Source organism: Parabacteroides sp. AF27-14, from assembly GCF_003635425.1.
Taxonomy (GTDB): domain Bacteria; phylum Bacteroidota; class Bacteroidia; order Bacteroidales; family Tannerellaceae; genus Parabacteroides; species Parabacteroides distasonis.
Map to the genome: position 1 here is coordinate 58684 of NZ_QTLZ01000021.1, position 13814 is coordinate 72497.

10 protein-coding genes and 3 pseudogenes are annotated in these 13814 nt (G+C 42.5%); 10 read left to right on the forward strand and 3 right to left on the reverse strand.

Annotated elements, in window-relative coordinates; translation table 11 throughout:
* Positions 1-57: 57 nt before the first annotated feature.
* The 7 genes and pseudogenes from DWY79_RS17820 (at position 58) to DWY79_RS17840 (ending at position 6203) form a co-directional block, all read left to right on the forward strand.
* Entirely contained in the window at positions 58-420 is a 363-nt protein-coding gene (locus DWY79_RS17820; protein WP_005859967.1) for a BlaI/MecI/CopY family transcriptional regulator, read from the forward strand.
* A 470-nt stretch (positions 421-890) separates the two neighbouring features.
* Positions 891-1604, forward strand: a pseudogene (locus tag DWY79_RS23405) (carboxypeptidase-like regulatory domain-containing protein); the annotation flags it as partial.
* A 93-nt stretch (positions 1605-1697) separates the two neighbouring features.
* Positions 1698-1910 (forward strand): annotated as a pseudogene (locus DWY79_RS23410) (energy transducer TonB); the annotation flags it as partial.
* A 126-nt stretch (positions 1911-2036) separates the two neighbouring features.
* Positions 2037-2261 (forward strand): annotated as a pseudogene (locus DWY79_RS23415) (energy transducer TonB); the annotation flags it as partial.
* 56 nt (positions 2262-2317) lie between these two features.
* A complete protein-coding gene (locus DWY79_RS17830) occupies positions 2318-3781 on the forward strand; it encodes a tetratricopeptide repeat protein (RefSeq protein WP_122369955.1) in 1464 nt (487 codons plus the stop codon).
* Positions 3782-3812: 31 nt separating this feature from the next.
* A complete protein-coding gene (locus DWY79_RS17835; protein ID WP_057326100.1) occupies positions 3813-4970 on the forward strand; it encodes a 6-bladed beta-propeller in 1158 nt (385 codons plus the stop codon).
* Between the two features lie 54 nt (positions 4971-5024).
* Positions 5025-6203, forward strand: a complete 1179-nt coding sequence (locus tag DWY79_RS17840; protein WP_122369957.1) for a 6-bladed beta-propeller — start codon at positions 5025-5027, stop codon at positions 6201-6203.
* Positions 6204-6674: 471 nt separating this feature from the next.
* On the opposite strand, the gene DWY79_RS17850 is transcribed toward DWY79_RS17840, so the two are convergent.
* A complete protein-coding gene (locus DWY79_RS17850; protein WP_122369961.1) occupies positions 6675-7220 on the reverse strand; it encodes a Panacea domain-containing protein in 546 nt (181 codons plus the stop codon).
* A 465-nt stretch (positions 7221-7685) separates the two neighbouring features.
* On the opposite strand from DWY79_RS17850, the gene DWY79_RS17855 reads away from it, so the two are divergent.
* Positions 7686-9890, forward strand: coding sequence for a patatin-like phospholipase family protein (locus DWY79_RS17855; protein ID WP_122369963.1), 2205 nt, complete (start codon positions 7686-7688; stop codon positions 9888-9890).
* A 37-nt stretch (positions 9891-9927) separates the two neighbouring features.
* Positions 9928-10599 (forward strand): DUF2461 domain-containing protein, encoded by a 672-nt coding sequence (locus tag DWY79_RS17860; RefSeq protein ID WP_008773003.1) that lies wholly within the window; start codon positions 9928-9930, stop codon positions 10597-10599.
* An 11-nt stretch (positions 10600-10610) separates the two neighbouring features.
* On the opposite strand, the gene DWY79_RS17865 is transcribed toward DWY79_RS17860, so the two are convergent.
* Together DWY79_RS17865 and DWY79_RS17870 are read right to left on the reverse strand one after the other, a co-directional pair.
* Entirely contained in the window at positions 10611-11759 is a 1149-nt protein-coding gene (locus DWY79_RS17865) for a BPL-N domain-containing protein (protein ID WP_122369965.1), read from the reverse strand.
* Positions 11760-11780: 21 nt separating this feature from the next.
* Positions 11781-12980: an LruC domain-containing protein gene (locus DWY79_RS17870; protein ID WP_048927031.1), complete on the reverse strand. Its 1200-nt coding sequence runs from the start codon at positions 12978-12980 to the stop codon at positions 11781-11783.
* Between the two features lie 332 nt (positions 12981-13312).
* On the opposite strand from DWY79_RS17870, the gene DWY79_RS17875 reads away from it, so the two are divergent.
* Positions 13313-13723 carry a DUF3836 domain-containing protein gene (locus tag DWY79_RS17875; RefSeq protein ID WP_005859949.1) on the forward strand — a complete coding sequence of 137 codons (411 nt, stop codon included), beginning with the start codon at positions 13313-13315 and terminating at the stop codon, positions 13721-13723.
* Positions 13724-13814 lie beyond the last annotated feature (91 nt).

The window sequence follows — 13814 nt, forward strand, 5'->3', positions numbered from 1 at the left end:
CCGTTTACGACTATTTCGTAGCTTTGTGGATATACATTATACAAAAGGATAAGATTTATGGAGAAGCTAACGATGCAGGAAGAAGAGGCGATGCGCTGGATTTGGCGGATCGGTCCTTGTTTTGTGAAAGATGTGCTGGCCAAATACGAGGACCCGAAACCTCCTTATACGACGCTCGCTTCCGTGATCAAGAATCTGGAGCGAAAGAAGTACGTGAAGGCGAAACGTTATGGAAATACGTATGAATACCGTCCTTTGATAGAGGAAACGGAATATAAACGTACGTTCCTTGGCGGCGTGGTAACGAATTATTTCGCTAACTCGTATAAAGAAATGGTTTCTTTCTTTGCGAAAGATCAGAAAATCTCTACGGATGATTTAAAGGATATCATCGATTTGATTGAGAAAGGAAAAGAATAACCTAAATCCCACATACCATGACACCGGAATTTGCCTACTTATTGAAGGTAAATGTAGCCTTTGTACTCTTTTACGCCTTCTACCGGTTGTTCTTCTATAAGGACACGTTCTTCAAGCTACGTCGTGCGATCTTGCTGGCGTTCTTTGGCTTGGCTCTGTTTTATCCTTTGCTGAACATCCAAGATTGGGTAAGGCAACAAGAGCCTATAGCGGACGTGATTTATATGTATTCCGCTATGTTGCCTGAGGCGACGGCGAAAGCGGATGCCGCGGCGTCCGTGGATTGGTATGGATGGTTGCTGGGATCTTTGGGGTTTATTTATTGGGGGATCGTAGCGTTCTTATGCGGACGTTTTCTCGTGCAATTAAGCAGTATCTTATGGTTGGCTCATACCAGTGAGCGTGTTGTTATTCATGAAACTCCGGTTTATGCGTTGCGGAAGGCCGCCGGGCCATTCTCCTTTTTCCGTATGGTCTTCTTGCATCCGGAGAGTCATTCGGATAAGGAAACGGATGAGATATTGACACATGAATGTACGCACGTATCCCAATGGCACTCGATTGACGTGATCTTGAGCGAGATGATGTGTATGGCTTGCTGGTTCAATCCTTTTGTATGGTTATTGAAGCGTGAGGTTAGGCATAATCTGGAGTATCTGGCGGATAACACGGTGATCCAGTCCGGTTACGATAGTAAGAGCTATCAATACCATTTATTGGGATTGGCTCATCATCAGTCCGTTACTACTTTGTATAATAGTTTCAATGTGCTGCATCTGAAGAACCGGATTATGATGATGAACAAGAAGCGGAGCCCGGGTATCGTACGTACGAAATATCTGATATTTATTCCATTGGTAGGGATCTTGATGCTGTTAAGTAATATCGAGGCGGTAGCGCGTTTGACTGTCCGTCTGGCGAATGAGGCTACGGTCTCGAACGCTATGGTGACGGCTACGGGCATTCTGGTTGATGAGACCGGGCAGCCTTTGATCGGGGCATCAGTTGTGGTGAAGGGCGGTAAAGAGGGGACTATCACGGATAGGAAAGGGGCTTTCTCTTTGGAGGTTCCTGCGAATGCGATTTTGCGATGCAGCTATCAAGGAAGGGAGTCCCAAGAGGTCTTGGCTGCTGATATGACAAATAATACCCATTTGTCCTTATCTTCCAAATCCCGTGAGATGAACGAGCAAGTATTTACCGTGGTAGAGAAGATGCCTAGTTTTCCGGGTGGGGATGCGGAGTTGTTGAAATACATAGCCACGAATATAAAGTATCCGAAAGAGAGTCAGGATAACGGGGAGCAAGGGCGTGTAATCTGCTCGTTTATCGTCGGGCGTGATGGTTCCGTCAATAATCCGGAGGTGCTTCGGGGAGTGACTCCTTTATTGAATGAGGAGGCCGTAAGGGTAATAAACACTATGCCTCGCTGGAATCCGGGAATGCAACGTGGAAAGGCGGTCGCCGTGAAATATACGGTCCCGATTACGTTCCGTTTGAAAAGTCCGGTAGTAGAAACGAAGGAAGAGACTTTGACGGTAGTGGACGTGATGCCGCAATATCCCGGAGGGGATCATGAATTATTAAAGTTTATCGCTCAAAGCATAAAGTATCCGACGGATGCGCAGGAAGCGGGAGTGCAAGGTCGTGTGATCTGTTCGTTTGTGGTAGATAAGAAAGGAAATATCGTGGAACCTAAAATCATACGGGGGATAGATCCCTCCTTGGATGCGGAAGCTTTGAGAGTCATCGGAATGATGCCCCGGTGGACTCCCGGTCGTCAGGACGGAAAGGCGGTCCGTGTCTTATATACGGTGCCTATTACTTTCCGGTTACAGTGAAATAAGAATAGAGGCTATGTTAGTCGCTTAATCAGTAATCTTAAAAATATACAGATATGAATGCGAAATGTAATTTAGTTACAGTTCTGTTACTTTGTTGCCTTATTTTTCCCGGGAATGCTCAAGAGTTTAATTGGCAAGACTTGGTGAACCGTAAGCAATATGCGGCTGTGATCGCTCATGCTGATAGCCTTACATTAGCCGATTCTTCGAATTATGAGATTATGAACGCTATCGGGCAGGCTTATGAGGGTATGCTTCGGTATCAGAAGGCTTATGACTATTACCGTCTTTGCTTTTCTATGGATACGACGAACTTGGATATCTTAAACATCTTGGCTCGGACGGCGACGAACTTAGGCCGTGCGGAGGATGCCGAGCGATATTTTCATCAGGTCTTATCCGCCGATAGCTCGAACTTCTACGCTAATTATCAGTTGGCACGTCTGTATTTCCAATTGGGGGAGTATGAGAAAGCAGTTGATGCCTATGAGAAATTGCAAGCTCAGAATGAGGATAATACTGTCTTATACCGTGCGATTGGCGATTGCTATACTCGAATGGAACAATATCCTTCCGCTACGACCGCTTATTTTCAGGCGTATAACTTGAATCGTGAGAATGCGGGGTTGGCGGTTGCGTTAGTGAATTCATTGTATCGGATGGGGGCTAGTAGCCCGGATTATATATCGGAAGGAATAGCGATTTGCGATACCGCCTTGTTTTATAATCCCGGGAATCGTCAATTATTGCGTAGTAAAGGATTGGGGCTATATATCGTGAAACAATTTGTTCAGGCGGATTCTGTCTATTCCAGTTTGTTGGCTGATGGTGATTCCACCTACCTTACCTTGAAATATGGGGGAGCCTCGAAGTATTATGCCGGTCTGTATATGCCCTCGGTAGATATCTTGGATATGGCATATGAGCAGGATACGACCTCGGTCGAGGTATGCCTCTTATTGGGTTCCGCCTTGGGTAAGACGTATGACCGGAAGCGGGCTTACGACTTATTTGACCGGGCGGAAAAGGGATTGGAACCCAATCGTTTCTTGGTAAATCAGTTATTGGCCTTCCGTGCGGAGACTTACCAAAAGGACGGGAGATACAAGGAAGCGTCCTGTCTCTACTATGAGGCATGGAAAAAGAATCCGGAACGACTGGATTTCCTGGCGGCGATCTCGCATATGTATAGTGAGATTGACGTGTCTAAATTCCAGAGTGAGGAGGATCGCCAGCGAGGGCTTTTTATCTTGGTACTTTATATGAATGAGAGCTTAAAGAAAAAAGCGGACGAGAGGACGATGGTGTTTAGCCGGGCGCTTCTGCAATCCTTCTATGAGGATATGTTTTTCCGTAATGTGGCGGAGGAGACTATGATAGACCCGGATGGGAAAAAGAGCAAGATCTCTATCGTGGATTTGCGTAACCTGATCAATCAACTGCCGGAGACATCCGATGAGGTAAAAGAGATGATACGAATGATGGATCGGGAGAAAATGCTAAAGAGCAAGAAATGACATCGAACGAAAGACTTTAAACATCATGAAAATGAGAAAATTAACTACGAACGCAGTGGCTATGCTGCTCGCTTTAGTCGGATGTATGGGATGTGGCAATCGGTCCGCTTCCTCTGTCGATAACCTTATTAGGGTTGATGTCATGGCCGATTATCCGGAAAAGGAACTGATACTTCAAGACCTTATGGACGTGGAATACATCGCGTTGGAAACCACGGATGATTTTATAACTAAAGGTGCCGTGAAAGCGATCGGAAAGGATATCATGCTGGTGACGAATCGGGGCAGTGATGGGGATATTCTTGTTTTCGATAGAAACGGAAAGGGACTAAGGAAGATAAACCGTTTAGGGCAAAGCGGTGAGGAATACACGCAGCTTACAGGGCTTGTCTTGGATGAGGATAACGATGAGATATTCGTCAAGGATAATCCAGCGAGAAAAATAGGTGTCTATGACTTATTAGGAAACTATAAAAGGAGTTTTAAGTTCACGGATACCAGTTATTATAATTATATATTTAATTATGATCGTGATCATTTGATTTGCTATAAGAGTTATCCATCGGAAAAAGGCAAGCGGGAGTGTCATTTGATTATTTCCAAGCAAGATGGCCGTATCATTCATGAGATCCAGATTCCCTCTAAGGGGACTGAGACTCCGGTTGTAACAGAAGGGGAGTTTATCATTACGCCGGAATTTTATCTTACGTTTCCGGATCGGGATAAATGGATACTTGTCAATACATCGTCTGATACCATATTCCATTACTTGCCGGATGGTAATCTGAGTCCTTTTATCGTAAGAAGCCCTTCCATATCCTCCATGGATACTAAAGTATTTCTTTTTCCAACCGTCATCACCGATCGCTACTGTTTCATGAGAACCATGAGAAAAGAGGTTGACTTTACGACGTTTAAAGGTTTCCTTGGTGAAGATCTGGTGTATGATAAACAAGAAAATGCCTTATTCAGCTATATTCTATACAATGATGATTTCATCAATAAGGAAGAAGTCTCTCTAACATCAGAGCCAAGAAACCCCGAAATAGCTATCTGCCAAACTCTAGATGCCCCGGACTTAGTTGAGGCTTACGAGAAAGGCCAGCTAAAAGGAAAGTTGAAGGAGATCGCCGCAAACTTGGATGAAGAGTCGAATCCTGTGGTCATGCTGCTGAAAAAGAAGAAATAAATGACATTAAGGGAATTATGTTATCTTTGCAAATAACCTTAAAACGAATTGTAGATGAGAAGAGCAATTATAAATATAGGATTTCTCTTGCTAACTATGGTTGGATGCCTAGGATGTAGGCACTCCGCTTCCCAAGCTGAGGAAGTAATTACGGTGGATGTCACGGCAAGTTATCCGAAAAAGGAATTAATCCTTCAAGATATAGTGGATGTGGAATACATCCCCTTAGAGACGAATGATGAGTTCATTACCCGGGGGACTTTACGGGATGTTGGCCGGGAGCTTTTGGTTGTAACAAATCTTCCTAGCGATGGGGATATTTTCTTATTTGATAGGAAAGGGAAAGCCTTGAAGAAGATAAACCACTTGGGGCAAGGGGCTGAGGAATATGTAGGTGTTTTAGGTATTACCCTTGATGAGAATAACAATGAGTTATTTGTTAATGATCATTATACGGAAAGAATGTTAGTGTATGATTTAGACGGGAATTATAAACGGACTTTTAAGCATAAGAAAGGTACTATGTATGATGCGGTCTATAATTTTGATGAAGAGAATCTAATTTGTCATGATGGCTCTTTTACGGATGATGGGAAGGCAAATCGGTTATCCTATTTACTTGTCTCTAAGCGGGATGGTAGTGTTGTCAAGGAAATTCCCATATCTTTTAAAGAGAAAAAATTAATCCAGATGATAAAAAAGGGGGAGGGTGACAGCAATACGTATGTTGTAAGTCCATCCAGTTACTACCCTTTGATCCCTTATTCAGGTAATTGGGAGCTTGTAGAACCTTCGGCTGATACTGTATTTACGCTTTCCCCAGATTTAGATTTGAAGCCTTTTGTCGCTAGGATTCCATCTGTGCAATCCTTGAATCCGGAAATATTTCTTTTTATGAGTATCCTAACCGATCGTTATTATTTTATGGAAACGGTGGAAAAGAATTATGATTTTGCGGCAGACGATATTCCAAGTACAAATCTACTATATGATAAACAGGAAAATTCCATATTCAAATATACCGTATACAATGACGATTATTCTATTAAAAAGGAGATGTATATGAGTACAAGACCTATCAATCAAGAAATCATGACTTGGCAACGGCTCTATGCAGATCAATTAGTTGAGTCGTATAACAAAGGCGAATTGAAAGACCGATTAAAAGAGATCGCCGCAAACTTGGATGAAGAGTCGAATCCTGTGGTCATGCTGCTGAAAAAGAAAAAGTAATATTAAAAAAGTAAGTTGATAGATATTCAAGAAGATGATAATCCGGTTTTCACGGATAAAAATATGTCTTCTTTACTATTTTACTGAATAACTTAGAGGATCTTACCATATCAAGAACCTCGTTTAAGTGTTGTTCCTGTAATTCCCCTATTATTTTCGTTTCTTGTTTACTTATGCTTAATACCAATTCTTCCCGGCTTTTCGTTAGTATGTCTGTGGCGCAAAGGAACGAGTCGTATTTGAGAAAATCATAATCGGTACGCTTTAGAGGATATTGCATAGCGAGCTGATCGTTTTTTTTGAACAAGCTAGGATGAATATTGGAGTTTATAAAGAAGAAACCCGCCACATGGGTTTCTGATATTCCCATCACCACGAAATATTTGCAATGATCTATTTCCTCGAAAATAGAGGAAAGTAAAATGGTCCCTCTATCAATAGATCTTTCAATGCAAGATATAGGTAATTCCATTACATAAACATTTCCTCTATTTCTAATTTATGATCTATATAAGAGACATATTCCTCATCATCCCCAGCCTCTCTTAATATATCTTTAATGGGTATAGCCCTATCTCTTTTAGCGCTGTTCCATGCCAAATCATGTGACATATCCGTTAATTGAGAGAAAGTCTTATTTTTACACTTCTCTATGGCATTATTTAAGCATTCAAGGTCGCTCTCCGATAAGTAGTCAAGGTCTGCTTCCTTTTTGGCTACAAGAATATATTTATTAGTAAAATCAAAATATGATTTCAGATCATCTACGCAATCGGAGAAAAAGCTATCGCCCCTAAGCGCCTTGAAAATATCCTCTACATTCGATGGGACTGGTCCATATTGCATGGCTATATAGGTATCTCCCGTAATACTTCTTCCATATTTGGACAGATGTTCTTGGTCTGCGAAATATAATATCTTACAGATTTTGTGGATGTCTTTACGATCTACATTTTGTGCGGCATACAATATAGCTTGTATGGCAACGTCTTTTTTAAATGTACTTTTTGTTCCCATACCTAAATGTTTACAATTGCTATTTGAATAGTTTTCAGTTTATTACAACACATCTATTGTATTATTGGTACAAAGATGAGGTAAACAGAGCAACAAACAAAATTTTTTCCACTAAAAAAACTAATGAATCTCAAATAATGGTGTAAGTGGTTGATGTCTAGATGTTGTGTTGTTTTGTGTTATTCCCATTATACCGCTTCACCAGTTGAAAAAGAGGAATAGTTCTCCGATAACCTATACATTCCATAGCGAATAAGTATTTATTCTTAAATCAGCGCCGTGAACTGTATAAACCACGCCGTGGAATGTGCAGACCACGCCTTGGTTTATACAGTTCACGGCATGGTTTATAGAATAGATGAGATAGCGATAAACTTTATATATAGGTAAACATACGTTTTATTCTAGATGAATCCGTTTGCGTTTTCGAGTAAACCAGCTACATTTGCCGGAAAGAATATCTAGATGAGGAAGTTCCTTTTATTGTGGTTGGTTGGGTTGATGTTGGTGCCTTCTGTGATGGCTGAGCGGAAAAAGGTTGGCTTGGTGCTGGGAGGCGGTGGGGCGAAAGGTGTCGCTCATATCGGGGTGTTGAAGGTATTGGAGGAGGCCGGTATCCCGATTGATTATATTGCCGGAACCAGTATGGGAGCTATCGTTGGTGGCTTGTATTCCGTTGGCTATACTGCCGCTGAGATCGATAGCATGGTACGTTGGCAGGATTGGAGCATGTTGCTAAGTGACCGTGTGAAACGTAGTAACCTTACTTTTCCGGAGAAAGAGAATTCCGAGCGATATGTCTTTTCCCTTCCTTTTGGCCGGAGTAAAAAAGAGATAACGATCCAAGGGATGATAAAAGGTCAAAATCTCCAGAACCTTTTCTCTGATTTAACGATCGGTTATCATGATTCCGTGGACTTCAATCAATTGAATATACCTTTCGCTTGTGTGGCGTTGAATGTGGTGGACGGCCAAGAATATGTTTTCCATCATGGAAGTCTTCCGTTGGCAATGCGTGCCAGTATGGCGATTCCTGCCGTGTTTGCGCCGGTACGTTTGGATAGCATGGTGTTGGTAGATGGTGGGATCAAGAATAACTATCCGGCGGATGTCGCACGGGATATGGGGGCGGATATCATTATTGGCGTAGATCTGGGTACTAGCGACTTGAAACAGTTGGAGCGGATAAATACCCCTTGGGATATCGTTGGGCAGATCATCGCCTTGCATGGTTATGAGAAATACGGGCCGAATAAGGAACAAACCGATCTGTTGTTCCGTCCGAATACAGACCCTTATAATTCCGCTAGTTTTGGGGAGACGGCCTTGGATACCTTGATTGACCGGGGTGAGCAAGTCGCCCGCAAGCAATGGGATGAGATTCTTGACTTAAAGAAGAAGATTGGTTTATCCGATAGTTCGGATATGCACCGAAAGAGATTAGTACATTCCTATCCGGTAGTCTCTACCGATACGTTTCATATCCGGCGTGTCTTGTTTGAAGGTATAGATCCTCGTGATGAGAAATGGTTGACGCAAATCAGCGGCTTGAAAGAGAATAGCTTGCTTACCGTGAAGAAATTGCAGGAAGCCATGTCTATCGTGATCGGTACAAACCTTTACTCGAATGTGAGCTATAAATTGGTCGGTGAGAGGCAGGAGGATTTGGTGCTTACGGTACAGGAAAAATCAAATAGTGCGATTAATGTGGGCTTGAATTTTAATAGTGAGGATATCGTCGCCCTGTTGCTGAACGCTACTTTTGACAATCGGGCTCGTTACCATTCGAAGTTCTCCGTAACGGGAAGGATCGGGAAACGTATGTATGGGCGAGTGGACTATGCGATAGAGCGTAATCCCTTGCGTAACATCAACCTGTCTTATATGTTCACGTACCATGATCTCGATGTCTATAACCGGGGGGATAAAATCGTAAATACGACGTATCGCCACCATTTCGTGGAACTCGGATATTCGGACATGAACTGGCTGAATTTCAAGTTGAAGCTAGGAGCCCGTTATGAGTATTTCGATTATAACTCATTTCTTTATACGGCGGAAAACCAAAAGTATCAAGTAAAACCGGAAGGCTTTATCAGTTACTTCGCTCAGGCCCATCTGGAAACCTTGGACCGCCGTTACTTCCCGAGTAAAGGCGTTTCTCTGCAAGCGGATTATTCCATTTATACGGATAACTTCGTGACTTATAAGGGACATACCTTCTTCTCCGCTTTGAAACTCAGTTTCCTTTCAGTATTGCCGCTGACTTCCCATTTGAGTCTGTTGCCGTCTATCGATGGTCGCGTGTTGATCGGGAAAGATCCGGCTTATCCCTTTTTGAATGTGGTGGGAGGCGATATGCCGGAAAGGTACCTTCCCCAGCAGTTACCGTTCGCGGGGATCAATCGGATGGAGATATTCGATAATTCCGTGGCGATCGTCCGTTTGAACTTACGTCAGCGTATCGGGCAGCGGCACTATATCTCATTGATAGCCAACTATGCGATCCATGAGGATAATTTCTTCGACCTGCTCAAGGGAGAAAGTGTATGGGGAGGCAGCATCGGTTATGCCTATAATAGTATGTTCGGTCCGATGAATACGAACTTCGGATTGTCGAACCGGAATAATAACCTGCAATTTTATCTGAATCTGGGTTACAGTTTCTAATATTTCTTACATTTGTAAGGATTAAAAATAGAAAGTTATGAATGAACAGATCATAGAGTTCTTGACAGAGTTGAGGAGCCATAACAATCGGGAATGGTTCCAAGACAATAAAAATCGTTACGATGCACTACGTAAGGGGTTTATCGATGAGGTACAAGATTTAATAGGTCGTATCTCCTTATTCGATCCCGAGGTAGCCGGGTTGGAGGCGAAAGATTGTTTGTTCCGGATATACAGGGATATCCGTTTCTCTCCGGATAAGACTCCTTATAAATGTCATTTCGCCGCTTACATCTCCCAAGGTGGTCGTGCCAGCGAACGGGGTGGTTATTATATCCATCTGGAGCCGGGAGGCTGCTTGCTTTCCGGAGGTGTATGGTGCCCGCCACCTGCGCTATTAAAGAAACTTCGTCAGGATATATACGATCATATCGAGGAATTTACGGCTATTATCGAGGAACCTACATTTAAGAAAACATTCCCGGTGTTAGAGGGGGAGATGCTGAAACGCATGCCTGCCGGCTATCCAATGGATTCCCCTTATGGTTATATCATGAAGCATAAGGATTTCAGCGTGGTGTCTTATAAGCCGGATAATTTCTTTTACGCTACGGATTGGATGGATAAGGCGGTGGATGACTTTAAATTGTTATTACCATTCAATCGTTTCTTAAACTATACGGTAGATGAATATCTAGGGAGAGTTTAAATCTCCCTAGCCTAAGGAAGTAGGGCTGTTAGTTTCTCCAGCTGCGTCTTTAACTCTTCTTGGGTCGCCTTATCGGTTTCTGTCCGGTAAGCCGCCTGTAAGTTGGGTAAGAAAGGTAAGTAATGGGTATCCGCTATATATCGGGCTGCCCGGATACGGACGGCGGGTGAAGCGTCATAAAGCAATCCTTGTACCCATCGTTTGGCGTCCCATGAATGATGTGCTTCCAGCCAATCCAAGGCGGCAACCTTTTGCTCGCTTTCTCCGCTTAAAAGGATTTGAAAGGCTTTTTCTTCCTGCTTTAAATCATCGGTAGCCATTAATGATTCATGATTGAACAGGTCTGGACGTACGGCGGAGGATTGATAAGGGATAAAAGGCTTATTCAAGGTCCAACGTACCATCCGGGGGATCATCCACATCATGCCGGGAGTACCTTCGGGGTGGGCGATGGAACTAAAAATACGCCCTTTCCCGTAGTTATTGGCTACGAAGAATGGCTTACCGTTTGTCATATTAGCCGGGGCGTTTCCTTCCTCATGCACATCGCTTTCCATGATGGCAAGCGTGTTGCTTTGGATCGTATCAGCCGGATTGTTTATAAATACCGGTCCCTCATAGTAAATGACGAAACTCGTATCGCGGTCGGCTAATTCGGGGAATATCTTCTTACCCTCCTCGCATAAGGTGAATTTCGCTAATCCATGCCCTCGGTTGTCATGCTCGATGTCGATCGCTTGCTGTCCATTTAGCTGTATACAGGTGTAATCAGGAGTATTCGAGAATAGATAGGCTCCGGCACAGATCCCGACAGCCCCTTTACCTTTAGCGATGAAGTCCTTGATACGTTGTTGATTTAAGGTCCCTAGGTTTAAGTACTGACTTTTGCCACTTCCTCCCGGGATAATAATAGCGTCGATCGAATCGAGCACATTATTAGCTATATCTGCTGTAGTAATGGTACATACCTCCATTTCCGGGTCCAGCCGGATAGCGGCGACAGTTTCCCAAATACAGGTCTGTGCTCCTCCATGCCCATCGAATACACCCACCTTTATCGGTTGAGTACTAATCTCTTTTTTCGTGCTCTTGTTTTCCGGCACTGAGCACTGAACGCATAAAGCCAGATAGGCAAGAAATAAGATGGCGGTCGTTTTCATTTTACGGAGGATTTTAGGTTGTTATTGTTCTCGGGTATAAATCCACTTATCAACCGTATTCTTACTTTTATACCATTGTACATGTTTGCTATCTCCACTTACCCATTTCAATAGATCCGGATAGGCATCACCAATAAAAGCATGTTCCACAGGGTATTTGAAATCATCCGGTATCATTAAGGCCCATATGCAATTATCATTTGAGTAATAACGGTATCTGACCCCTTTGGGGGTATAGCTATAATTACGTTGGTGGATTTCCGTGCGTAAGACCTCTCCTTCCCGCTTTAATACGGTCGTGAAAAGATCGATGTCATCAATGGTCAAATCTTTTAAGGCACCGGCTGCGAACGAAAAGGTGATCAAACGTTCTTGCTTTCCCCTATATGGAAGGTCATTATCTGTATTAATCATTTCATGAAAAGAGAATAATCCATGTATATCATCCGATAGGGCATAAACCGGAGTCTCGGTTTCCGATTCTGGAGTCGTGGTCCAGCCATTTAACTCGGCTTTTTGGATGTCTTTGGACTTTATGCCGGGGAGATGGATGAAAGCTCCGGCCCGCTTAGTTCCACCTAATGCACGGAAAGTCAGTTTTATATTGGCGAATTGTACATAATCGTCTTTCATGGAAGTTTCCATCTGGACTTTTATCACGGCATCATTAAAATCATAATCTCCATAATTAGGGAAAGAGTCTTCTATTATAAATGTATAGGTGGAAGACACGCTTCGGGTCGGGGTACGGCTAACCGGAGTAGCGGTTGTTTCCTGCGATACGGCTAACGAATCGAAAGCACAGACATTATCATTACCCGGTGTTAAGGTGACAGGAGCGGTAACTTGATATCCGGTAGGGGTCGTCAATTGTATGTAAACTTGATCCGACTCTCCCTTTGGATAGATAATTTTCTTATCGAAAAGCGTTTTCTTTGAGCAAACCCCGGTAGCGAGAAGATTCGCATCTTGATCTTCCGGACTTTTATCAAATACTTCTACCAGATAATTATAGGTGCCATCATAGGGGTCGAAAGATTGTACGGTAAGGTGGGATATTTGTATCATCGACCAATCGAAATTAGAGGAAATTGTTACCTTTGAGAATGGATTAGTACCTTCTCCCGGAATTTTATCGGAAGGATCATATACATCCTTTGTACATCCTGAGAATAGGATAAAAAGAAAGGATGTGATAAATAGTTTCATTATTTGTCGCATGTCAAGAAATCAATTTGCATTCTGCCTTCGCAAAGGTAAGAATATATTTATTAATCAATAGATTTTTAATTTATTAAAAAAGCGGTGTCTAAAGTTTTCTTTTGAAAGTTACATCCGGCTGGTGGTAAATAATAGATATTTAAAAATCGGGGGAACTTACGATTTGGTTTACAATATGTCAGTAAACATAGGGGAATCGAAGGGAATGAAGGTCTTGAATGTGTTAAATATTGTGATATTGCTAACGATTTGTCACTTTGCTTTTGGTGATTGTCGGGAAACTTCCTTACTTCGCGGTACAAAATGATAGTAACCTTATAAATTAAAATAGTATGAAGACATCAGTTTGGGGTAAAAGTATTCTTGCGCTAGTTTTTACTTTCATGTGTAGTTTAGCGATAAGCGCAGCGTCTCCTAAAGATTATCTATATGATACAAAAGAGGAGAATGGTAAGATTATCTCTAAAGTGGTATTCTTACAGGAAAACGGACTGTTGAACAAACAGGTAAGATATGAGTTCCAGTACAACGAGAACGGCAAGGTTTCCGAGAAGAAAGCGTTTCGTTGGGATCGGACAAACGATGAATGGGTTCCATTCTATCAGATCACTTATCAATATGATGATCAAAGTGGAGAGATAAAGACAAATTACGGTATGTGGGATAAGAAAAAGAAAAACTTTAGCTTAAATGTCCAGAACATGATTATCCCGAGTACTAATTACGAAGAAATTTTCTCATAATACATACTTTAAATTAAGACTTTCATAGACAAATAAGGGAAGAAGGTGTCTGAAAAGGATACCTTCTTTTTTGTTATGCTGCCCGTTCATT